We start from the raw sequence: 21,970 nt of genomic DNA on the forward strand, positions 1-21,970 counted from the left end.
ATGGCGATGAAAAAGTTGCTCATAGCGTCGCTGCTGTTTAGCAGCGCGACCGTATACGGTGCTGACGGGTTCGTAGTGAAAGATATTCATTTCGAAGGCCTTCAGCGTGTCGCCGTTGGTGCGGCCCTCCTCAGCATGCCTGTGCGCCCTGGCGATACGGTTAATGATGAAGATATCAGTAACACCATCCGTGCTCTGTTTGCCACCGGCAACTTTGAGGATGTTCGCGTCCTGCGCGATGGTGATACGCTTCTGGTTCAGGTGAAAGAACGTCCAACGATCGCCAGTATCACTTTCTCCGGCAACAAGTCGGTGAAAGATGACATGCTCAAGCAAAACCTTGAAGCATCTGGCGTGCGTGTCGGGGAGTCCCTTGACCGTACAACCCTTTCGGATATTGAAAAAGGTCTGGAAGATTTCTACTACAGCGTCGGTAAATACAGCGCCAGCGTGAAGGCGGTCGTTACGCCGCTGCCGCGTAACCGCGTTGATTTGAAGCTGGTGTTCCAGGAAGGTGTGTCTGCGAAGATCCAGCAGATCAACATCGTGGGTAACCATGCGTTCAGCACCGATGAACTGATTTCCACCTTCCAGCTGCGCGACGAAGTGCCGTGGTGGAACGTCGTTGGCGATCGTAAGTACCAGAAACAGAAGCTGGCGGGTGACCTCGAAACCCTGCGCAGTTACTACCTGGATCGCGGCTACGCGCGTTTCAACATCGACTCGACTCAGGTCAGCCTGACGCCGGACAAGAAAGGTATCTACATCACGATCAACATCACTGAAGGCGATCAGTACAAGCTTTCCGGTGTGGATGTGAGTGGTAACCTGGCCGGTCACTCTGCCGAGATCGAATCACTGACCAAGATTCAGCCGGGCGAGCTGTATAGCGGTTCTAAAGTCACCAAAATGGAAGACAGCATTAAGAAGCTGCTCGGCCGCTATGGTTACGCTTATCCGCGCGTACAGACTCAGCCTGAAATTAACGACGCGGATAAAACCGTGAAGCTTCACGTTAACGTTGACGCGGGCAACCGTTTCTACGTGCGTAAGATCCGCTTCGAAGGTAACGACACCTCTAAAGATTCCGTTCTTCGTCGCGAAATGCGTCAGATGGAAGGGGCATGGCTGGGCAGTGACCTGGTCGACCAGGGGAAAGAGCGTCTGAACCGTCTGGGCTACTTTGAAACGGTTGATACCGACACGCAGCGCGTACCGGGCCGTCCGGATCAGGTTGATGTCGTTTATAAAGTGAAAGAGCGTAACACCGGTAGCTTCAACTTTGGTGTTGGCTACGGTACCGAAAGCGGCGTGAGCTTCCAGGTCGGCGTTCAGCAGGATAACTGGCTGGGTACAGGTTACTCTGTCGGTATCAACGGCACGAAAAACGACTACCAGACCTACTCTGAGTTCTCGGTGACGAACCCCTACTTCACCGTTGACGGTGTAAGCCTGGGCGGTCGAATCTTCTATAACGACTTCAAAGCCGATGACGCCGATCTGTCCACCTATACCAACAAAAGCTACGGCTTAGACGGTACGCTGGGCTTCCCGATCAACGAATACAACACCTTGCGTGCTGGTTTAGGTTACGTGCACAACGACCTGTCCAACATGCAGCCGCAGGTGGCGATGTGGCGTTATCTGGATTCTATCGGCCAGTCGGCGAGCACAACCAGCGACAACAACGGTTTCACCGCGGATGACTTCACGTTTAACTACGGTTGGACCTACAACCGTCTTGACCGTGGCTTCTTCCCGACGTCAGGTTCGCGCGTTAACCTGAACGGTAAAGTGACCATTCCGGGCTCCGATAACGAGTTCTACAAGGTTACGCTGGACACCGCGTCGTACTTCCCGATTGATGACGATCACAAATGGGTTGTTCTGGGTCGTACCCGCTGGGGCTATGGTGATGGCTTAGGCGGTAAAGAACTGCCGTTCTATGAAAACTTCTATGCGGGTGGTTCAAGCACCGTTCGCGGCTTCCAGTCCAACAACATTGGTCCGAAAGCGGTCTACTACGGCGGTAACGATCCGGATAACTGTAACCAGGGCGCTGGAAAAGTGTGTAGCTCTGACGATGCCGTCGGCGGTAATGCCATGGCCGTTGCGAGCATGGAGTTCATCACTCCGACGCCGTTTATCAGCGATAAATATGCTAACTCGGTGCGTACCTCCTTCTTCGTGGATGCGGGTACAGTATGGGATACCCACTGGAGTACTACAGGTATGCCAAGCGATATTCCAGACTACAGCGATCCGAGCAACATTCGCATGTCTGCAGGTATCGCATTACAATGGATGTCACCGTTGGGGCCGTTGGTCTTCTCCTACGCCCAGCCGTTTAAGAAATACGAAGGAGATAAAGCGGAACAGTTCCAGTTTAACATTGGTAAAACCTGGTAATAATCCGCTGCAAAGGAATGCGTTGGCAGTGTAGCGCTGACAACCGGCGATCCGTAACACGATCGCCTTGCCACGCAAAGAACGGTGCCTTCGGGCACCAATGGGATGGTAAGGAGTTTATTGTGAAAAAGTGGTTATTAGCTGCAGGTCTTGGTTTAGCGATGGTAACGTCTGCTCAGGCAGCCGACAAAATTGCGATCGTTAACATGGGTAATCTGTTCCAGCAGGTCGCTCAGAAAACGGGTGTTTCTGCTACGCTGGAAAACGAGTTCAAAGGCCGTGCAAGCGAGCTGCAACGTATGGAAAGCGATCTGCAGAGCAAAATGCAGCGTCTGCAGCGCGATGGTTCTACCATGAAAGCGAGCGATCGTAGCAAGCTGGAAAAAGACGTGATGGCTCAACGCCAGACCTTCTCTCAGAAAGCGCAGGCTTTCGAGCAGGATCGTCAGCGTCGTTCCAACGAAGAGCGTGGCAAACTGGTTACTCGTATCCAGTCAGCTGTTAAATCAGTGGCTGCCGATCAGAGCATCGATCTGGTTGTTGATGCGAACGCCGTAGCTTTCAACAGCAGCGATGTTAAAGACATCACCGCTGACGTGCTGAAACAGGTTAAATAAGTAATGCCTTCAATTCGACTGGCTGATTTAGCTCAGCAGTTGGATGCAGAATTACACGGTGATGGCGATCTCGTCATCACCGCTGTTGCGTCCATGCAATCTGCTAAACCGGGCAACATTACCTTCATGGTAAGTCCTAAGTACCGTGAACATCTGGCTCAGTGCCAGGCGTCCGCCGTCGTGTTGACGCAGGACGATCTTCCGTTTGCCACGGGAAGCGCGCTGGTAGTGAAAAATCCCTACCTGACCTATGCGCGTATGGCCCAAATTCTTGATACCACGCCGCAGCCGGCACAGAACATCGCTGCCAGTGCAGCCATTGATCCGACGGCGACGCTGGGCAACAACGTGGCCGTAGGTGCCAATGCCGTTATCGAATCCGGCGTCGTGCTGGGTGATAACGTCGTCATTGGCCCCGGCTGCTTTGTTGGGAAAAATACGAAAATCGGCGCAGGAACCCGCCTGTGGGCCAATGTGTCCGTTTACCATGATATTGAGATTGGCGAAAACTGCCTTGTTCACTCCAGCACCGTGATCGGTGCGGACGGATTTGGCTACGCTAACGATCGCGGTAACTGGGTTAAAATCCCACAGCTGGGTCGCGTGATCATTGGCGATCGCGTTGAAATCGGCGCGTGTACGACGATTGACCGCGGTGCGCTCGACGACACCATCATTGGTAACGGTGTTATTATCGATAACCAGTGTCAGATTGCACATAACGTTGTGATTGGCGACAATACCGCTGTTGCGGGTGGCGTTATCATGGCTGGCAGCCTGAAAATTGGCCGCTATTGCATGATCGGCGGTGCCAGCGTGATCAACGGCCATATGGAAATTTGCGATAAGGTTACGGTAACAGGAATGGGCATGGTGATGCGTCCTATTACTGAACCCGGCATTTATTCCTCCGGTATCCCGCTACAACCTAACAAGGTATGGCGTAAAACCGCAGCGCTGGTAATGAATATTGATGATATGAGCAAGCGCCTCAAAGCCATCGAGCGCAAGATCGATCAACAAGACTAAGCGTTCATCCGTTTTAACGCTAAACTTCTCGGCCTGTCGGCTTTCTTATAAACCGGCAGGCCGTGTTATTATTGCTACTTAGTACATTTGACAGGAAGAGTATTTTGACTACTGACACTCATACTCTGCATATTGAAGAGATTTTAGAACTTCTGCCACACCGCTACCCGTTCTTACTGGTAGACCGCGTGCTGGATTTTGAAGAAGGTCGTTTTCTGCGCGCAGTGAAAAATGTCTCCGTTAACGAGCCATTCTTCCAGGGACACTTCCCTGGTAAGCCTATCTTCCCGGGCGTGTTAATCCTGGAAGCAATGGCGCAGGCTACCGGTATTCTGGCGTTTAAAAGCGTAGGTAAACTGGAGCCGGGTGAGCTGTATTACTTCGCAGGTATCGACGAAGCGCGTTTCAAGCGCCCAGTTGTACCTGGTGATCAGATGATCATGGAAGTCACTTTTGAAAAAACGCGTCGCGGCCTGACTCGCTTCAAAGGCGTAGCTCTGGTTGACGGCAAAGTTGTTTGCGAAGCGACAATGATGTGTGCTCGTAGCCGGGAGTCCTGATACGTGATTGATAAATCCGCCTTTATTCATCCTACCGCTATTGTGGAAGTGGGCGCCGTTATTGGCGCTAACGTCCATATTGGCCCGTTTTGTCTTGTTGGACCCCATGTCGAAATTGGTGAGGGTACTGTACTGAAGTCTCATGTGGTAGTGAATGGTCATACGACCATCGGCTGCAACAACGAGATCTATCAGTTCGCCTCCATCGGCGAAGTTAACCAGGATCTGAAATATGCTGGTGAGGCGACCCGTTTGGAAATCGGCGATCGTAACCGTATTCGCGAAAGCGTCACCATTCATCGTGGAACAGTGCAGGGCGGTGGATTGACGAAGGTGGGCAGCGATAACCTCTTTATGGTTAATGCGCACATCGCGCATGACTGTACCGTAGGTGACCGCTGTATTCTTGCCAACAATGCAACGCTGGCAGGACACGTATCGGTTGATGATTTCGCAATCATTGGCGGCATGACCGCAGTCCATCAGTTCTGCATCATTGGTGCACACGTGATGGTCGGCGGCTGCTCAGGCGTGGCGCAGGACGTCCCGCCGTATGTGATTGCGCAGGGCAACCATGCAACGCCGTTTGGCGTCAACATTGAAGGCCTCAAGCGTCGTGGCTTTAGCCGCGAAGCGATTACTGCGATCCGCAACGCATACAAACTGCTGTACCGTAGCGGAAAAACGCTGGAAGAGGCAAAGCCGGAAATTGCCGAACTGGCGAATAAGCACCCTGAGGTGAACGCGTTCATGGAGTTCTTTGACCGTTCAACGCGTGGTCTGATTCGTTAATGGTCGACACTCGTCCGCTTACGATAGCCCTGGTCGCCGGAGAAACTTCCGGCGATATTCTTGGCGCCGGCCTTATCCGTGCGCTCAAGGCTCGCGTACCGAACGCTCGCTTTGTGGGCGTCGCTGGCCCGCTGATGCAGGCCGAAGGCTGTGAAGCCTGGTATGAAATGGAAGAGCTGGCCGTGATGGGCATCGTCGAGGTGCTGGGGCGCCTGCGCCGTTTGCTGCACATTCGTGCCGATCTCACCCGCCGTTTCACCGATCTCAAGCCCGACGTGTTTGTCGGGATTGATGCGCCTGATTTCAATATCACCCTCGAAGGGAATTTGAAAAAGCAGGGCATCAAAACCATTCATTACGTCAGTCCGTCCGTCTGGGCGTGGCGACAGAAACGCGTTTTCAAAATCGGACGCTCCACCGATCTGGTGCTGGCTTTCCTGCCTTTCGAAAAGGCGTTTTACGATAAATTTAACGTGCCGTGCCGCTTTATCGGCCACACCATGGCAGACGCCATGCCGTTGGACCCGGATAAAAACGCGGCGCGGGACGGGCTGGGCATCCCGCACGATGTTCATTGCCTGGCGCTGCTGCCGGGGAGCCGCGGCGCAGAGGTTGAAATGTTGAGCGCTGACTTCCTCAAAACGGCGCAGATCCTGCGTCAGACCTATCCCGATCTGGAAGTCGTTGTGCCGCTGGTCAATGCGAAACGACGCGAGCAGTTCGAGCGCATCAAAGCGGAAGTGGCGCCGGATCTTCACGTTCGCCTGCTCGACGGGAAAGGACGTGAGGCCATGTACGCGAGCGACGCCGCGCTTCTGGCATCGGGTACCGCCGCGCTGGAGTGTATGTTGGCAAAATGCCCAATGGTTGTTGGCTATCGCATGAAGCCGTTTACCTTCTGGCTGGCTAAGCGCCTGGTAAAAACCGATTACGTCTCATTGCCAAACCTGCTCGCCGGGCGCGAGCTGGTTAAAGAACTGCTTCAGGATGAGTGTCAGCCGCAGGCGTTAGCCGATGCGCTGCTGCCGCTGCTGGCAAACGGTAAGACCAGCCACCAGATGCACGAGACGTTTCGCGAGCTGCATCAGCAGATCCGCTGTAATGCCGATGAGCAAGCGGCTGATGCGGTGCTGGAGTTAGCAAAATGATGGAATTTATTTACCCCCACACGCACCTTGTTGCGGGTGTGGACGAAGTTGGACGCGGCCCGCTGGTGGGCGCTGTTGTAACTGCTGCTGTGATCCTCGATCCTGCTCGCCCGATTATTGGGCTGAACGACTCGAAAAAACTGTCCGAAAAGCGTCGGCTGGCGCTCTTCGATGAAATTAAAGAGAAAGCGCTGGCCTGGAGCCTTGGCCGCGCGGAGCCGCATGAGATCGACGAGCTGAATATTCTGCATGCCACCATGCTGGCGATGCAGCGTGCGGTTGCGGGCCTGAGTATCGCGCCGGAATATGTTCTGATTGACGGCAACCGCTGTCCCGCACTGCCCATGCCTTCTATGGCGGTAGTGAAAGGGGATAGCCGGGTTGCTGAAATCAGCGCGGCTTCTATCATTGCCAAAGTGACGCGCGACGCCGAAATGGCCGCGCTGGACCTCACGTATCCTGCGTATGGGTTTGCCCAGCACAAGGGGTATCCTACGGCTTTCCACCTGGAAAAGCTGGCTGAACATGGCGCAACCGAACATCACCGCCGCAGTTTTGGCCCGGTGAAACGCGCGCTGGGACTGGTGTCCTGAATCAAGACGCAAGCAATTAAGTAACGCGGAATCTGAAGATGGCTGAACCACGTTTCGTACACCTGCGGGTGCATAGCGACTACTCCATGATTGATGGGCTGGCGAAAACCGGACCGCTTGTGAAAAAGGCGGCCGCGCTCGGCATGCCCGCGCTGGCGATCACCGATTTCACCAACCTGTGTGGTCTGGTGAAGTTCTACGGGACGGCGCACGGCGCGGGGATGAAACCTATCGTCGGCGCTGATTTTCACGTTCAGAGCGAGCTGCTCGGCGATGAAATGACGCAGATATCCGTGCTGGCAATGAACAACACGGGTTATCAAAATCTCACGCTGCTTATTTCAAAGGCCTATCAGCGCGGCTACGGCGCGCAGGGTCCGTGGATCGACCGCGACTGGCTGGCAGAGCTAAATGAAGGGCTGCTGCTGATCTCCGGTGGACGCATGGGCGATGTCGGTAGGTGTCTGCTGCGCGGCAACAGCGCGCTGGTGGACCAGTGCGTGTCGTTCTACGAAGAACATTTCCCGGATCGTTTTTATCTGGAGCTGATCCGCACCGGGCGTGCGGACGAGGAGAGCTATCTGCACGCGGCGGTCGCCCTGGCTGAAGCGCGCGGGCTGCCCGTTGTGGCGACCAACGACGTGCGCTTCCTTGAGTCCGGGGACTTTGACGCGCACGAAATTCGCGTGGCGATCCACGACGGCTTCACCCTCGACGATCCAAAGCGTCCGCGTAACTACTCTCCGCAGCAGTACATGCGCACCGAAGAGGAGATGTGCGAGCTCTTCTCCGATATTCCGGAAGCGCTTGAAAACAGCGTAGAAATTGCCAAGCGCTGCAACGTCACCGTGCGCCTCGGCGAGTATTTCCTGCCTCAGTTCCCCACCGGCGATATGACCACGGAAGACTTCCTGGTGGCCAAATCGAAAGAGGGCCTGGAAGAGCGCCTGGCATTTTTGTTCCCGGATGAAGCGGTGCGTAAAGAGAAGCGCCCACCTTACGATGAGCGTCTGGACATTGAACTCCAGGTTATCAACCAGATGGGCTTCCCGGGTTACTTCCTGATCGTTATGGAGTTTATCCAGTGGTCGAAGGATAACGGCGTACCGGTAGGTCCGGGCCGTGGTTCGGGCGCCGGCTCGCTTGTGGCTTACGCCCTGAAAATTACCGACCTCGACCCGCTGGAATTTGACCTGCTGTTCGAACGTTTCCTTAACCCGGAACGCGTCTCGATGCCCGACTTCGACGTCGACTTCTGCATGGAGAAACGCGACCAGGTCATCGAGCACGTAGCGGACATGTACGGCCGCGATGCGGTATCGCAGATTATCACCTTCGGTACCATGGCGGCGAAGGCGGTTATCCGCGACGTGGGCCGTGTACTCGGTCACCCGTACGGCTTCGTCGATCGTATCTCTAAGCTGGTTCCGCCCGATCCGGGTATGACGCTGGCGAAAGCCTTTGAGGCCGAACCGCAGCTGCCGGAAATCTACGAGGCTGACGAAGAGGTCAGGGCGCTGATCGACATGGCGCGCAAGCTGGAAGGCGTGACGCGAAACGCCGGTAAGCACGCGGGTGGCGTGGTTATCGCCCCGACCAAAATCACCGATTTTGCGCCGCTCTACTGCGATGAAGCCGGGCAGCACCCGGTCACCCAGTTTGATAAGAACGACGTAGAATACGCCGGGCTGGTGAAGTTCGACTTCTTAGGCCTGCGCACGCTCACCATCATTAACTGGGCGCTGGAGATGATCAACGCCCGTCGCGAGAAGAACGGCGAGCCGCCGCTGGATATCGCGGCCATCCCGCTGGATGACAAGAAAAGCTTCGACATGCTGCAGCGCTCGGAGACCACCGCGGTCTTCCAGCTTGAATCCCGCGGCATGAAAGATCTGATTAAACGCCTGCAGCCCGACTGCTTCGAAGATATGATCGCGCTGGTGGCCCTGTTCCGTCCGGGCCCGCTGCAGTCCGGGATGGTTGATAACTTTATCGACCGTAAGCACGGGCGTGAAGAGATTTCCTATCCGGACGTTCAGTGGCAGCACGAGTGCCTGAAGCCCGTGCTGGAGCCAACCTATGGCATCATCCTGTATCAGGAACAGGTTATGCAGATCGCCCAGGTGCTCTCTGGCTACACCCTCGGCGGCGCGGACATGCTGCGTCGCGCGATGGGTAAGAAAAAGCCGGAAGAGATGGCCAAGCAGCGCGGCACCTTCGAAGAAGGCGCGAGAAAAAACGGCATTGATGGCGAACTGGCGATCAAAATCTTTGACCTGGTAGAGAAATTCGCCGGGTACGGATTTAACAAATCCCACTCCGCCGCCTATGCGCTGGTCTCCTACCAGACGCTGTGGCTGAAGGCGCACTATCCGGCTGAATTTATGGCGGCGGTGATGACCGCCGATATGGACAACACCGAGAAGGTGGTGGGCCTGGTGGACGAGTGCTGGCGCATGGGGCTGAAGATCCTCCCGCCGGACATCAACTCGGGCCTGTACCATTTCCACGTCAACGATCACGGTGAAATTGTTTACGGGATCGGCGCGATCAAAGGCGTCGGTGAAGGCCCGATCGAGGCGATCATTGAAGCGCGTAACAATGGCGGTTACTTCCGCGAGCTGTTCGACCTTTGTGCGCGTACCGATACCAAAAAGCTGAACCGCCGCGTGCTGGAAAAGCTGATCATGTCCGGTGCGTTCGACAGGCTCGGGCCGCACCGCGCTGCGCTGATGAATTCGCTTGGCGATGCGCTGAAAGCCGCCGATCAGCACGCGAAAGCGGAAGCGATTGGTCAGGCTGATATGTTCGGCGTGCTGGCGGAAGAGCCGGAGCAGATCGAGCAGTCTTACGCTAACTGCCAGCCATGGCCGGAACAGGTGGTGCTGGACGGCGAGCGTGAAACGTTAGGGCTATACCTGACGGGACACCCGATCAACCAGTATATTAAAGAAATTGAGCGCTATGTCGGAGGCAACAGGCTGAAAGACATGCATCCGACGGATCGTGGTAAAATCACCACGGCGGCGGGGCTCGTGATTGCTGCAAGGGTAATGGTCACCAAGCGCGGCAATCGTATCGGCATCTGTACGCTGGATGACCGTTCCGGACGTCTGGAGGTGATGTTGTTCACCGACGCGCTGGATAAATACCAGCAATTGCTGGAAAAAGACCGCATACTTATCGTCAGCGGACAGGTCAGCTTTGATGACTTCAGCGGGGGGCTTAAAATGACCGCCCGCGAAGTGATGGACATTGACGAAGCCCGTGAAAAATATGCACGCGGGCTTGCTATCTCGCTGACGGACAGGCAAATTGATGACCAGCTTTTAAACCGACTCCGTCAGTCTCTGGAACCCCATCGCTCGGGGACCATTCCAGTACATCTCTACTATCAGAGGGCGGATGCGCGCGCGCGGTTGCGCTTTGGTGCAACGTGGCGTGTCTCTCCGAGCGATCGTTTACTAAACGATCTCCGTGGCCTCATTGGTTCGGAGCAGGTGGAACTGGAGTTTGACTAATACAGGAATACTATGAGTCTGAATTTCCTTGATTTCGAACAGCCGATTGCAGAGCTGGAAGCGAAAATCGATTCTCTGACAGCAGTGAGCCGTCAGGATGAAAAACTGGATATTAACATCGACGAAGAAGTGCATCGTCTGCGCGAAAAAAGCGTAGAACTGACGCGCAAAATCTTTGCCGATCTCGGCGCATGGCAGATTGCCCAGCTGGCGCGTCATCCACAGCGCCCGTACACCCTGGATTATGTCCGCCTGGCGTTTGATGAATTTGACGAGCTGGCAGGCGATCGCGCTTATGCTGACGATAAAGCCATCGTCGGCGGTATCGCACGCCTGGATGGTCGCCCGGTGATGATCATTGGTCATCAGAAAGGTCGTGAAACCAAAGAGAAGATCCGTCGTAACTTTGGTATGCCGGCACCGGAGGGCTATCGTAAAGCCCTGCGCCTGATGGAGATGGCCGAGCGTTTCAACATGCCGATCATCACCTTCATCGACACCCCGGGTGCTTACCCTGGCGTGGGCGCGGAAGAGCGCGGTCAGTCTGAAGCCATCGCGCGCAACCTGCGTGAGATGTCTCGTCTGAAAGTACCGGTCATCTGTACCGTTATCGGTGAGGGTGGCTCCGGCGGCGCGCTGGCGATTGGCGTGGGTGATAAAGTGAATATGCTGCAGTACAGCACCTATTCCGTTATCTCTCCGGAAGGCTGCGCGTCCATTCTGTGGAAAAGCGCCGACAAAGCGCCGCTGGCTGCCGAAGCGATGGGCATCATTGCTCCACGCCTGAAAGAGCTGAAGCTGATCGACAGCGTGATCCCGGAACCTCTGGGCGGGGCGCATCGTAAGCCGGAAGTCATGGCCGCTTCTCTGAAGGCGCAGCTGCTGGCAGACTTGGCGGATCTGGACGTGCTGAGCAAAGAAGATCTGCTGAACCGTCGCTATCAGCGTCTGATGACCTACGGTTACGCATAAGCTTCACATTTATCTGAAAAGCCGCACACCGTTGCGGCTTTTTTTTTACCTGCGGTTTAGCCTGGCTATGCTTAGCTGATGTATTTCAAGGAGGTAAACCATGAACATCATTGCCATCATGGGGCCACATGGGGTCTTTTATAAAGACGAACCCATCAAGGAGCTGGAGAAAGAGCTGCAGTCTCTGGGGTATCAGCTTATCTGGCCGCACAACAGCGCCGACCTGCTTAAGTTTATCGAACACAACCCGCGCATCTGCGGCGTGATTTTTGACTGGGACGAATACGATCTGGAGCTGTGCAGCGAAATTAATAAGCTGAACGAATATCTGCCGCTGTACGCGTTTATCAATACCCACTCCACGATGGACGTCAGCGCCCAGGATATGCGCATGGCGCTGTGGTTCTTTGAGTACTCTCTCGGCGTTGCAGAAGATATTGCGACCCGCATCCAGCAATATACCCGTGAGTACCTCGATAACATCACGCCGCCGTTTACCCGCGCGCTGTTTACCTACGTGAAGGAGGGAAAGTACACCTTCTGCACCCCGGGGCACATGGCGGGCACGGCCTATCAGAAAAGCCCGGTGGGCTGCCTGTTCTATGATTTCTTCGGCGGAAACACGCTTAAGGCCGACGTGTCGATTTCGGTTACCGAGCTTGGCTCGCTGCTTGACCACACCGGTCCGCATCTGGAAGCCGAGGAGTACATCGCCCGTACCTTTGGCGCCGAGCAGAGCTATATGGTGACCAACGGCACCTCGACCTCGAACAAGATCGTCGGCATGTACGCCGCGCCCGCCGGCAGTACGTTGCTGATCGACCGCAACTGCCATAAGTCGCTGGCGCACCTGCTGATGATGAGCGACGTGGTGCCGCTGTGGCTGTCGCCTACCCGCAACGCCCTCGGCATTCTCGGCGGTATTCCGCGCCGTGAGTTTACGCCTGCGTCTATTGAGACCAAGGTTGCGGTAACTCCAGGCGCAAGCTGGCCGATCCACGCGGTGATCACCAACTCAACCTACGACGGGCTGCTCTATAACACCAACTGGATCAAGCAGACGCTGGACGTGCCGTCGATTCACTTTGATTCCGCATGGGTGCCGTATACCAATTTCCATCCGATTTACGAAGGGAAAAGCGGCATGAGCGGTGAGCGGGTGCCGGGCAAAGTCTTCTTCGAAACCCAGTCGACGCACAAGATGCTGGCGGCGTTTTCCCAGGCCTCGCTGATCCACATTAAAGGTGAATACGATGAAGACACCTTTAATGAAGCCTTTATGATGCACACCACCACCTCGCCGAGCTATCCGCTGGTGGCGTCGATTGAAACGGCGGCGGCGATGCTGCGTGGAAATCCGGGCAAGCGTTTGATTAATCGCTCGGTGGAACGCGCGCTGCATTTTCGCAAAGAAGTACAGCGGCTGAAAGACGAGGCCGACGGCTGGTTCTTTGATATCTGGCAGCCGGAAGAGATCGACGAGGCGGCGTGCTGGCCCGTCTCGCCGGGCGAAAGCTGGCACGGTTTCCGCGATGCTGACGCGGACCACATGTTCCTCGATCCGGTAAAAGTGACGATCCTGACGCCCGGCATGGACGGGCAGGGCGCAATGAGCGATGAGGGCATTCCGGCCGCGCTGGTGGCGAAATTTCTCGATGAGCGCGGCGAGCGCGGCGTAGTGGTTGAGAAAACAGGGCCTTACAACCTGCTGTTCCTGTTCAGCATCGGAATCGATAAGACCCGCGCGATGGGCCTGCTGCGCGGCCTGATGGAGTTCAAGCGCGCCTACGATCTCAATTTGCGGGTGAGGAACATGCTGCCGGATCTCTATGCGGAAGATCCCGACTTCTACCGCAACATGCGTATTCAGGATCTGGCGCAGGGGATCCACAGGCTGATCCGCCAGCACGATCTGCCGCGCCTGATGCTGCAGGCGTTTGACGTTCTGCCTGAAATGAAGCTTACCCCGCACAGGGCCTGGCAGCAGCAGGTTAAAGGGGAAGTGGAAACCGTTGAGCTGGAAAATCTCGTTGGGCGCGTATCGGCCAACATGATCCTGCCCTATCCGCCGGGCGTGCCGCTGCTGATGCCGGGGGAGGTGATTACCGAAGAGAGCCGCGCGGTGCTCGATTTTCTGCTGATGCTCTGCTCGGTAGGTCGCCATTATCCGGGCTTCGAGACGGATATTCACGGGGCTAAGCGCGATGAGCAGGGCGGTTACTGGGTACGAGTCCTAAAATAGGCCCGGTCGCTTGCCCCGGGCGCGCAGTCGGTTGTAACGTTCAGGGCATCATAAAAAGGAGACCCTATGCTCGGTTTAAAACAGGTTCATCATATTGCGATTATTGCCACCGACTACGCAAAAAGTAAGGCGTTCTACTGCGATATTCTTGGCTTCACGCTGCTCGGCGAAGCCTACCGGGAAGAGCGCGACTCCTGGAAAGGTGACCTCGCGCTAAACGGGCAATACGTGATTGAGCTGTTTTCATTCCCTTTTCCGCCCGCGCGACCTTCCCGGCCGGAAGCCTGCGGCCTGCGTCATCTGGCTTTCAGCGTTGACGACATCGATCGCGCGGTTGCACATCTGGAAGACCACGGCGTGACCTGTGAAGCGATTCGCGTCGATCCGTTCACGGATAAGCGTTTTACCTTTTTCAACGATCCCGATGGTCTGCCGCTGGAGCTTTACCAGCAGTAATGTTCATCCTGTGTGATAATGCCCGCTCAGTACGGGCATTTTTTATGTGTAATTTTCTATGACCTTACCCGCTATCGCACAAGCCGTTTCACCTTACCGCCAGCTGCTGGTGGGGTTTAGCGGCGGGCTGGATTCCACCGTTTTACTCCATCGGCTAAAGCTCTGGCGCGATGCCAATCCTGACGTGCAGCTCCGGGCAATTCACATCCATCACGGACTGAGCCCTCATGCCGACGCGTGGGCGGCACACTGCGAAGCGCTCTGTGCCGGGTGGAAGATCCCGCTCGTGATTACGCGCGTAACGCTGCGGGAAGAGGGGCTGGGCGTTGAGGCACAGGCGCGCAAAGCCCGGTATGCCGCCTTTGCCGACACGCTGCGCGCTGGCGAAGCGCTGGTGACGGCCCAGCATCTGGACGATCAGTGTGAAACCTTTTTACTTGCCCTCAAGCGGGGAAGCGGCCCGGCAGGACTCTCGGCTATGCCTGCGCGCGCTGACTTCGCGGGAGCGCATCTGATTCGACCGCTGCTGGGCGAAACGCGCGCGTCGCTGGAAGCGTGGGCGCAGGAGCACGATCTTCGCTGGATTGAGGACGAAAGCAATCAGGATGACGGCTACGATCGCAACTTTCTTCGCCTTAAGATTTTGCCGCTTTTGACCGCGCGCTGGGCGCATTTCGCCGAGGCGACGTCGAGAAGCGCCGCGCTCTGCGCCGAGCAGGAAGGCCTGCTGGATGAACTGCTGGGGGAGGAGTTGGCTAAGCTGACGTCTGCCGACGGCGCGCTGGCCATTGCGCCGCTTGAGGACGTAAGCGCCGCTCGCCGCGCCGCGCTGCTGCGCCGCTGGCTGGCCTCTCATCATGCGCCAATGCCGTCCCGCGCCATGCTCGTTCGAATCTGGGATGAAGTCGCGCAGGCGCGAGAGGACGCTGAGCCACGCGTGCATCTTAGCGGTTACGAAGTGAGGCGCTATAAGGGCCGCCTCTGGTGGATCGGCGCGACGCCGTCTCTGGCGGATACCGTACTGAGCTGGGCCGATACGAACGACGCGCTGGTGCTGCCCGGCCGCGCGGGCCATGTTTGCCTCGCCCCTTCCGGCAACGTCCGTTTACCTCGAGCCGATGAAGCGGTTACCGTGCGCTTTAAGGCCGGCGGCATGCTGCACATTGTGGGGCGCAACGGCGGGCGCAAGCTAAAAAAAATCTGGCAGGAGCTTAACGTGCCGCCCTGGCGGCGCGATACCACGCCGCTGCTGTTTTACAACGAAACGCTGATTGCGGCGGCGGGCGCTTTTGTTACGCAAGAAGGATGGGCGGAAGAGGGCGTTTGCTTTCAGTGGAAAAGGTAGCGGGCAGCCAGGCTGCCCGTGAAAATTATCAGGATTCGCTTACCACGACGGTGCCGATTTGCGGGTGGCTAAAGCTGGCAATTCTATCAAGGCGCAGTTCGCGCGTTGCGCCCGTTTCTTCTACGACCAGATATTCCACATTTTTGCGTGAAACCAGGTCGCTGGCCTTTGCCTTCAACACCTCGCCATCTTTAAGCTCCAGCGTCAGTAATAAATGATGCTGGCAGGCGAGTTCGAGGTTGTCATAGTCATCACAATTGATGGGTTGATAAGTATCATTCATCGACATAATCGCTCACCAGTAAATTCGCCGCAGCATACGCTGCTTTTTCCCTGACCGATTCAGAAAGGCTCTCATCCGAGGCCATTTCATTTAGCACTTTCAATACACAGCCCAGAGCATCTGGAATATAGCCCAGATCGCCGCTGGCGATTTCCGCATACCGTTTGCGAATTAACTCACAATAATTATTCACATCCCCTCCCGCCAGCGCACTGACTTACTGTGAGATATCCATAAGCCTACGAAGATAAACTCGGTTTAGCAAGGTGACTATACCATACTCATTTAAGCAATATCAGCGCCTTGATGGGGGCTAAACATCAATGTGTAACAGCCTTTTGACGCGGTTTTCGCTACAATGTGCGCCTGATACGAAAGGAGTTTTCTCATGGCGCTGAAAGCGACAATTTATAAAGCGGTGGTCAACGTGGCGGATCTTGACCGCAATCAGTTCCTTGATGCGTCATTGACCCTGGCACGTCATCCTTCAGAAACCCAGGAGCGGATGATGCTGCGCCTGCTGGCGTGGATTAAGTATGCCAACGAGCGCCTGCAATTCACCCGCGGACTCAGCGCGGAAGACGAGCCGGAAGCCTGGCTGCGTAATGACCACATGGGTATCGATCTGTGGATTGAGCTCGGCCTGCCGGACGAGCGTCGGATTAAAAAGGCGTGCACCCAGTCCGCGGAAGTGGCGTTGTTTGCATATAATCAGCGTGCGGCTGAAATTTGGTGGCAGCAGAACAAAAGCAAGTGCGGGCAGTTTGCCAACCTGGCCGTCTGGTATCTGGACGATGAGCAGCTGGCGCAGCTGAGCGCGTTTGCTGGCCGCACGATGGTCCTGCAGGCGACGATTCAGGACGGTGCGATTTGGCTTTCTGATTCTCAGAATAATCTGGAAATTCACTTCACGGCGTGGCAGCCCGCGCCATGATTGTTTTGTCCCGTAATGTCAGCATTCCTGACAGCGAGCTTGAGATCACCGCCATCCGCGCGCAGGGGGCGGGCGGGCAGCACGTCAATAAGGCATCAACGGCTATCCATTTGCGCTTTGACATTCGGGCCTCTAGCCTGCCAGAGTATTATAAAGAGAGCCTGCTGGCCGCTAGCCATCATCTGATCACCAGCGACGGTGTGATTGTGATTAAGGCACAGGAGTACCGCAGCCAGGAATTAAACCGTGAGGCGGCGATGGCAAGGCTGGTCGCCCTCATCAAAGAATTAACCGCAGTGCAGAAAACTCGTCGGGCTACGCGTCCAACCCGCGCCTCGAAAGAGCGCCGGTTGTCGTCAAAGTCGCAAAAATCCACGGTAAAAGCGCTGCGCGGTAAAGTTCGTCGCCCTATGGAGTGACGAAATGGAACACACTTTTTCATAAGGGATTCATTGTGAAAAAAGCACTATTTTCAGCATTAGCCGTGACGACGCTCTTTGCGCTTTTCGGGTGTAACAATCGTTCAGAAACGCAGGTATTACAGCCTGCGCCCACCGAAGAATTAAAACCGATGCAGCAGAGCTGGCGCGGCGTATTGCCGTGTGCGGATTGCGAAGGTATCGAAACCACGTTATTCCTCGAAAAGGATGGCTCTTGGGTAATGAACCAGCGCTATCAGGGGGCAAAAGAACCTTCATCCTTTGCCTCTTACGGAACCTGGGCGCGCACGGCTGAGAAGCTGGTGTTGACCGATACCACCGGAGATAAAACCTATTTCCGCGCTAAAGGTGAAGGAATGGAGATGCTCGATCGCGAGGGCAACCCGATTGAATCTCAGTTTAACTACACCCTCGCGCCGGTAAAAGCGGCGCTGCCTGCTACGCCGATGGCGATGCGCGGCATGTATTTCTACATGGCGGATGCGGCAATCTTTACCGACTGTGCAACCGGCAAGAAAGTGAGCGTAGCGAATAATGCCCAGCTTGAGCGTGATTATGCCGTTGCGCGAGGCAATGACAGCAAGCCGGTGTTGTTGACGGTGGACGGTCATTTTACGGTGGAACCGAACCCGGACAGCGGGGAGCTGGTGAAAACGCTGGTGGTGGATAAAGACGCGAAGTTTGCCGCGGGTAAAGACTGTAGCAGCAAATAGCTTCTTCGAGAGCCAATAAAAAACCCCGCCTGAGCGGGGTTTTTGTTTTTTTAGCCTTTGATGGCTTTTATCAGGTAATCAAGGATGTCGCCGGTCTTGATCATCTGCTTCTCGCCGTTACGACGGTACTTGTATTCAATCTCATCGTTGTCGAGGTTACGGTCGCCGATAACGATGGTATGTGGGATACCGATCAGTTCCATATCGGCGAACATCACGCCTGGGCGCTCTTTACGATCGTCCATCAGCACGTCAACGCCCTGAGCGCGCAGCTCGTTATACAGCTTTTCTGCCAGTTCCTGAACGCGGTAAGACTTGTGCATGTTCATTGGCAGGATGGCTACCTGGAACGGCGCAATGTTGTCCGGCCAGACGATACCGCGCTCGTCGAAGTTCTGCTCAATAGCGGCAGCAACCACGCGCGTGACCCCGATACCGTAGCAACCCATGGTCAGCACTTGGTTACGACCATCTTCGCCCTGAACCGCCGCATTCATGGCGCGGGAGTACTTATCGCCCAGCTGGAAGATATGGCCCACTTCGATACCGCGTTTAATCATCAGCGTACCCTGGCCGTCCGGGCTTGGATCGCCCGCAACCACGTTACGGATATCAGCCACTTCTGGCGTCGCGACGTCGCGGTCCCAGTTAATGCCGAAGTAGTGTTTACCGTCGATGTTAGCGCCAGCAGAGAAGTCGCTCATCGCGGCAACCGTGCGGTCAACGACCACAGGAATTGGCATATTCACCGGGCCCAGAGAGCCAGGACCGGCGTTCACGACGGCACGGATTTCTGCTTCCGTAGCAAACGTCAGCGGGCTGGCAACCTGTGGCAGTTTTTCTGCTTTCACTTCGTTCAGCTCGTGATCGCCACGCACTAGAAGGGCAACCAGCGGGTATGCGCTGCCTTCGGCCGATTTAACCAGCAGCGTTTTAACCGTTTTCTCAATCGGCAGATTGAACTGCTCAACCAGCTCGGCGATGGTTTTGGCGTTCGGCGTATCAACCAGAGTCATCTCTTCGGTTGCTGCGGCGCGTGGCGCTTTTGGTGCCAGGGCTTCTGCAAACTCGATGTTAGCGGCGTAATCAGAGGAGTCAGAGAAGATCACATCGTCTTCGCCGCTCTGCGCCAGAACCTGGAACTCGTGGGATGCGCTACCGCCGATTGAACCGGTATCAGCCTGTACAGCACGGAAATCCAGACCCATGCGGGAGAAGATTTTGCTGTAAGCTTCATACATTTTATCGTAGGTCTCCTGCAGAGATTCCTGAGAGGTATGGAAAGAGTAAGCATCTTTCATCAGGAATTCGCGGGAGCGCATCACGCCAAAACGTGGACGCACTTCGTCACGGAACTTGGTCTGGATCTGGAAGAAGTTCAGCGGCAGCTGCTTGTAAGAGCTCAGCTCGTTGCGGATCAGATCGGTAATGACCTCTTCATGCGTTGGGCCGAGAACAAACGGACGATCGCCGCGATCGGCGATACGCAGCAGTTCGGGACCGTACTGCTCCCAGCGACCACTCTCCTGCCACAGTTCAGAGGGCTGAACCACGGGCATTAACACCTCGATTGCACCGGCGTTGTTCATCTCTTCACGCACGATGTTTTCGACTTTTTTCAGGACGCGCACGCCGGTCGGCAACCAGGTGTACAATCCGGAGGCCAGCTTGCGGATCATCCCGGCGCGCAGCATCAGCTGGTGGCTGATCACTTCGGCGTCGGCAGGTGTCTCCTTCAGAGTGGAGAGCAGATATTGGCTAGTACGCATGTTGTTACGGTTCCATTTCGACGATTTGAACAGGCTGAATCACCAGCCTGACACAAAAAAAGTGGTTTAGTTTACCAGTGTGGCAAAGATGCCAAAAGAGAGAAGGATAAAATTACCTGGGCTCGAGGGCAAAGACTTCGAATCCTGCCTCGGTCACGCGCCAGCGAACGTTAAAATCCAGCAGCCAGACGGCGTAGGTTTTACCTGCATCCTCTTCTTTACGGTAGGCGGGACGGGGGTCCTGAGCCAATACTTCCGCAATAAAGTCACGAAGGTGCGGGTAGCGTTTTTCAAGCTGCGTAAGCTGATCGGCAATCGTCTGCGTGAAATAGACTGGCATATCTGCCCGCGGCGCATCCTGTGCGTAGCTGGCGCGGGCGTTAGGCAGCGATTCCGCAAAAGGTAGATATGGCTTAATGTCGACAACCGGCGTGCCGTCGACCAGGTCGAGGCTGCCAAGCTCCAGGATGACCTTCTCTTTCTCACTGCGTATGCCTTTCAGTTCAACCAGCGACATGCCGATGGGATTTGGGCGAAACGTTGAGCGCGTCGCAAACACGCCCATTCTGGCGTTTCCACCCAGACGCGGTGGGCGTACCGTAGGGCGCCAGCCGCCTTCCATCGTTTGATGAAAGACAAAAAGTACCCACAGATGGCTGAACGCCTCAAGCCCGCGTACGGCATCGCTCTGATTATAAGGCGCAATCAGATGAAGCTCGCCACCGCAGTTTTTGACCAGACCCGGCTGGCGCGGTACGGCGAATTTCTCTTTATAGGGTGAGCGGATGACGCCAATTTGCTCAAACTGAAATGCACTCATTTCGCCGTGATGTTAAGCGCAGAGCCGATGCAAACCGCCTGACGGTAGCAGCCTGGCGTGCCGCTGGTGACTTCACAGCTGTGCAGCAGGACCGCGTTGGCTTTCATCTTCGACGCGTTAATCTGCATGCGCTTACGCGCCGTTGGGATATTCGGCGGTGAGTCCTGATTGGTTGCCTGGCAGGATTCGCCGCTGACTTCACCCAGCTCGCGGAAAGGCTTGCCTACAAGATCGTCGGCTTTGGTGATGATGCGCACCGGTGCGGGGCGCGAGGCTTTCGGTTTTGCTGGCTCCGCTTTTGGCGGGGTTGCAGTGCTTTGAACGGGTTCAACAGGAGATCTGCTTAGCATGGAACAGCCGCTCAGCATCAGTGCTAATAGACAGATCGGTAAAGCACGCATAATAGTTCCTCAATGGATAATCAAAACGTCAGATATTGAATCAGTTGCCCGCATAAATGACAAGGACGGGCATAAGCCCGTCCTGATGATATTACACTGCGGTAAGATTACCAGCCTTTAACAGCGCCGCCGTTAAACACTTTGTTGGCTTCCTGATAAACTTCTTCAGACTGGTATGCCTGAACAAATTTTTTCACGTTTTCCGCGTCTTTGTTGTCTTCGCGCGTCACGATCAGGTTGACGTACGGGGAGTCCTTGTCTTCAACGAAGATGCCGTCTTTCGCTGGCGTCAGGCCAATCTGGCTGGCGTAGGTGGTGTTGATAACGGCCAGTGCGATCTGCGCATCGTCCAGGGAGCGCGGCAGCTGCGGCGCTTCCAGCTCAACCAGTTTCAGATTTTTCGGATTCTCGGTCACATCAAGAACGGTTGGCAGCAGGCCAACGCCGTCTTTCAGCTTAATCAGGCCCACTTTTTGCAGCAGCAGCAGGGAGCGGCCAAGGTTGGTCGGATCGTTAGGTACCGCAACCTGAGAGCCCGGCTGCAGCTCGTCCAGCGATTTAATTTTCTTCGAGTAGCCCGCAATTGGGTAAACGAACGTGTTGCCCACACCGACCAGCTTGTAGCCGCGATCTTTGATCTGCTGGTCCAGGTAAGGTTTGTGCTGGAAGGCATTGGCATCAATATCGCCCTTGCTCAGCGCTTCGTTAGGCAGAACGTAATCGTTGAAGGTCACCAGCTCGACGTCCAGACCGTATTTCTCTTTTGCTACTTTCTGAGCCGCTTCAGCCACCTGCTGCTCGGCACCCACGATCACGCCGACTTTAATGTGATTTGGATCTTTCTCGTCCTGGCCACAACCCACGAGGGCCAGAGAACCAATCAGCGCGCCTACCGCAGCAAAGGTCTTTAATTTAAACGTCATGTC

The 21,970-nt window shown here is 55.6% G+C and carries 21 protein-coding genes; 15 read left to right on the forward strand and 6 right to left on the reverse strand.

What is annotated here, in order from left to right; all coding sequences use genetic code 11:
- The 12 genes from bamA to tilS all read left to right on the forward strand — a co-directional run bounded on the left by bamA (position 1) and on the right by tilS (position 15,684).
- On the forward strand, positions 1–2,409 hold the full coding sequence (gene bamA, locus V1599_RS06915) for an outer membrane protein assembly factor BamA (protein WP_112012857.1): 2,409 nt from the start codon (positions 1–3) through the stop codon (positions 2,407–2,409).
- A gap of 122 nt (positions 2,410–2,531) precedes the next feature.
- On the forward strand, positions 2,532–3,026 hold the full coding sequence (skp, locus tag V1599_RS06920; RefSeq protein ID WP_112012859.1) for a molecular chaperone Skp: 495 nt from the start codon (positions 2,532–2,534) through the stop codon (positions 3,024–3,026).
- Between the two features lie 3 nt (positions 3,027–3,029).
- Complete coding sequence (gene lpxD / locus V1599_RS06925; protein WP_112012861.1) at positions 3,030–4,055, forward strand: UDP-3-O-(3-hydroxymyristoyl)glucosamine N-acyltransferase; 1,026 nt, start codon at positions 3,030–3,032, stop codon at positions 4,053–4,055.
- Positions 4,056–4,159: 104 nt separating this feature from the next.
- Complete coding sequence (gene fabZ, locus V1599_RS06930) at positions 4,160–4,615, forward strand: 3-hydroxyacyl-ACP dehydratase FabZ (RefSeq protein ID WP_010426706.1); 456 nt, start codon at positions 4,160–4,162, stop codon at positions 4,613–4,615.
- Between the two features lie 3 nt (positions 4,616–4,618).
- On the forward strand, positions 4,619–5,407 hold the full coding sequence (gene lpxA / locus V1599_RS06935; protein ID WP_112012862.1) for an acyl-ACP--UDP-N-acetylglucosamine O-acyltransferase: 789 nt from the start codon (positions 4,619–4,621) through the stop codon (positions 5,405–5,407).
- The gene (lpxB, locus tag V1599_RS06940; RefSeq protein WP_112012864.1) at positions 5,407–6,555 is read left to right on the forward strand and encodes a lipid-A-disaccharide synthase; all 1,149 of its coding nucleotides are present in this window, start codon (positions 5,407–5,409) and stop codon (positions 6,553–6,555) included. The genes lpxA and lpxB overlap by 1 nt, the downstream gene beginning before the upstream one ends.
- Positions 6,552–7,148, forward strand: coding sequence for a ribonuclease HII (gene rnhB, locus V1599_RS06945; RefSeq protein WP_112012866.1), 597 nt, complete (start codon positions 6,552–6,554; stop codon positions 7,146–7,148). The genes lpxB and rnhB overlap by 4 nt, the downstream gene beginning before the upstream one ends.
- Before the next feature lie 38 nt (positions 7,149–7,186).
- On the forward strand, positions 7,187–10,669 hold the full coding sequence (dnaE, locus tag V1599_RS06950) for a DNA polymerase III subunit alpha (RefSeq protein WP_112012867.1): 3,483 nt from the start codon (positions 7,187–7,189) through the stop codon (positions 10,667–10,669).
- Positions 10,670–10,681: 12 nt separating this feature from the next.
- Positions 10,682–11,641, forward strand: a complete 960-nt coding sequence (gene accA, locus V1599_RS06955; RefSeq protein WP_112012869.1) for an acetyl-CoA carboxylase carboxyl transferase subunit alpha — start codon at positions 10,682–10,684, stop codon at positions 11,639–11,641.
- 100 nt (positions 11,642–11,741) lie between these two features.
- Complete coding sequence (locus V1599_RS06960) at positions 11,742–13,883, forward strand: lysine decarboxylase LdcC (RefSeq protein WP_395301247.1); 2,142 nt, start codon at positions 11,742–11,744, stop codon at positions 13,881–13,883.
- A 66-nt stretch (positions 13,884–13,949) separates the two neighbouring features.
- The gene (locus tag V1599_RS06965; RefSeq protein ID WP_395301248.1) at positions 13,950–14,339 is read left to right on the forward strand and encodes a VOC family protein; all 390 of its coding nucleotides are present in this window, start codon (positions 13,950–13,952) and stop codon (positions 14,337–14,339) included.
- Between the two features lie 58 nt (positions 14,340–14,397).
- Positions 14,398–15,684: a tRNA lysidine(34) synthetase TilS gene (gene tilS, locus V1599_RS06970; RefSeq protein WP_112012873.1), complete on the forward strand. Its 1,287-nt coding sequence runs from the start codon at positions 14,398–14,400 to the stop codon at positions 15,682–15,684.
- A 28-nt stretch (positions 15,685–15,712) separates the two neighbouring features.
- On the opposite strand, the gene rof is transcribed toward tilS, so the two are convergent.
- Both rof and V1599_RS06980 read right to left on the reverse strand, forming a co-directional pair.
- Entirely contained in the window at positions 15,713–15,973 is a 261-nt protein-coding gene (rof, locus tag V1599_RS06975; protein ID WP_112012875.1) for a Rho-binding antiterminator, read from the reverse strand.
- Positions 15,960–16,160: a YaeP family protein gene (locus V1599_RS06980; RefSeq protein ID WP_112012876.1), complete on the reverse strand. Its 201-nt coding sequence runs from the start codon at positions 16,158–16,160 to the stop codon at positions 15,960–15,962. The genes rof and V1599_RS06980 overlap by 14 nt, the downstream gene beginning before the upstream one ends.
- Positions 16,161–16,355: 195 nt before the next feature.
- Between V1599_RS06980 and V1599_RS06985 the strand changes: the two genes are divergently transcribed.
- Genes V1599_RS06985 through nlpE form a run of 3 tightly spaced genes read left to right on the forward strand, consistent with a single transcriptional unit; the run spans position 16,356 to position 18,054 of the window.
- Positions 16,356–16,901: a YaeQ family protein gene (locus V1599_RS06985; protein ID WP_112012878.1), complete on the forward strand. Its 546-nt coding sequence runs from the start codon at positions 16,356–16,358 to the stop codon at positions 16,899–16,901.
- Complete coding sequence (arfB, locus tag V1599_RS06990) at positions 16,898–17,320, forward strand: alternative ribosome rescue aminoacyl-tRNA hydrolase ArfB (RefSeq protein ID WP_112012880.1); 423 nt, start codon at positions 16,898–16,900, stop codon at positions 17,318–17,320. The genes V1599_RS06985 and arfB overlap by 4 nt, the downstream gene beginning before the upstream one ends.
- Before the next feature lie 35 nt (positions 17,321–17,355).
- Positions 17,356–18,054, forward strand: coding sequence for an envelope stress response activation lipoprotein NlpE (nlpE, locus tag V1599_RS06995; RefSeq protein ID WP_112012881.1), 699 nt, complete (start codon positions 17,356–17,358; stop codon positions 18,052–18,054).
- A 50-nt stretch (positions 18,055–18,104) separates the two neighbouring features.
- On the opposite strand, the gene proS is transcribed toward nlpE, so the two are convergent.
- The 4 genes from proS to metQ all read right to left on the reverse strand — a co-directional run bounded on the left by proS (position 18,105) and on the right by metQ (position 21,967).
- Positions 18,105–19,823 carry a proline--tRNA ligase gene (gene proS, locus V1599_RS07000; RefSeq protein ID WP_112012883.1) on the reverse strand — a complete coding sequence of 573 codons (1,719 nt, stop codon included), beginning with the start codon at positions 19,821–19,823 and terminating at the stop codon, positions 18,105–18,107.
- A gap of 112 nt (positions 19,824–19,935) precedes the next feature.
- On the reverse strand, positions 19,936–20,643 hold the full coding sequence (tsaA, locus tag V1599_RS07005; RefSeq protein WP_112012885.1) for a tRNA (N6-threonylcarbamoyladenosine(37)-N6)-methyltransferase TrmO: 708 nt from the start codon (positions 20,641–20,643) through the stop codon (positions 19,936–19,938).
- The gene (gene rcsF, locus V1599_RS07010; RefSeq protein ID WP_395301249.1) at positions 20,640–21,044 is read right to left on the reverse strand and encodes an Rcs stress response system protein RcsF; all 405 of its coding nucleotides are present in this window, start codon (positions 21,042–21,044) and stop codon (positions 20,640–20,642) included. The genes tsaA and rcsF overlap by 4 nt, the downstream gene beginning before the upstream one ends.
- A 107-nt stretch (positions 21,045–21,151) precedes the next feature.
- Positions 21,152–21,967 carry a methionine ABC transporter substrate-binding lipoprotein MetQ gene (gene metQ, locus V1599_RS07015; RefSeq protein ID WP_112012888.1) on the reverse strand — a complete coding sequence of 272 codons (816 nt, stop codon included), beginning with the start codon at positions 21,965–21,967 and terminating at the stop codon, positions 21,152–21,154.
- Positions 21,968–21,970 lie beyond the last annotated feature (3 nt).

This window comes from Enterobacter sp. ECC-175, assembly GCF_043968675.1.
GTDB lineage: Bacteria > Pseudomonadota > Gammaproteobacteria > Enterobacterales > Enterobacteriaceae > Enterobacter.

Coding starts and splice junctions, on each gene's coding strand:
- dnaE (WP_112012867.1), top strand. CDS start 7,187: ATGGCTGAACCACGTTTCGTACACCTGCGGGTGCATAGCGACTACTCC.
- tsaA (WP_112012885.1), bottom strand. CDS start 20,643: ATGAGTGCATTTCAGTTTGAGCAAATTGGCGTCATCCGCTCACCCTAT.
- rof (WP_112012875.1), bottom strand. CDS start 15,973: ATGTCGATGAATGATACTTATCAACCCATCAATTGTGATGACTATGAC.
- tilS (WP_112012873.1), top strand. CDS start 14,398: ATGACCTTACCCGCTATCGCACAAGCCGTTTCACCTTACCGCCAGCTG.
- rcsF (WP_395301249.1), bottom strand. CDS start 21,044: ATGCGTGCTTTACCGATCTGTCTATTAGCACTGATGCTGAGCGGCTGT.
- V1599_RS06985 (WP_112012878.1), top strand. CDS start 16,356: ATGGCGCTGAAAGCGACAATTTATAAAGCGGTGGTCAACGTGGCGGAT.
- V1599_RS06960 (WP_395301247.1), top strand. CDS start 11,742: ATGAACATCATTGCCATCATGGGGCCACATGGGGTCTTTTATAAAGAC.
- proS (WP_112012883.1), bottom strand. CDS start 19,823: ATGCGTACTAGCCAATATCTGCTCTCCACTCTGAAGGAGACACCTGCC.
- rnhB (WP_112012866.1), top strand. CDS start 6,552: ATGATGGAATTTATTTACCCCCACACGCACCTTGTTGCGGGTGTGGAC.
- V1599_RS06965 (WP_395301248.1), top strand. CDS start 13,950: ATGCTCGGTTTAAAACAGGTTCATCATATTGCGATTATTGCCACCGAC.
- lpxD (WP_112012861.1), top strand. CDS start 3,030: ATGCCTTCAATTCGACTGGCTGATTTAGCTCAGCAGTTGGATGCAGAA.
- bamA (WP_112012857.1), top strand. CDS start 1: ATGGCGATGAAAAAGTTGCTCATAGCGTCGCTGCTGTTTAGCAGCGCG.
- accA (WP_112012869.1), top strand. CDS start 10,682: ATGAGTCTGAATTTCCTTGATTTCGAACAGCCGATTGCAGAGCTGGAA.
- arfB (WP_112012880.1), top strand. CDS start 16,898: ATGATTGTTTTGTCCCGTAATGTCAGCATTCCTGACAGCGAGCTTGAG.
- lpxB (WP_112012864.1), top strand. CDS start 5,407: ATGGTCGACACTCGTCCGCTTACGATAGCCCTGGTCGCCGGAGAAACT.
- metQ (WP_112012888.1), bottom strand. CDS start 21,967: ATGACGTTTAAATTAAAGACCTTTGCTGCGGTAGGCGCGCTGATTGGT.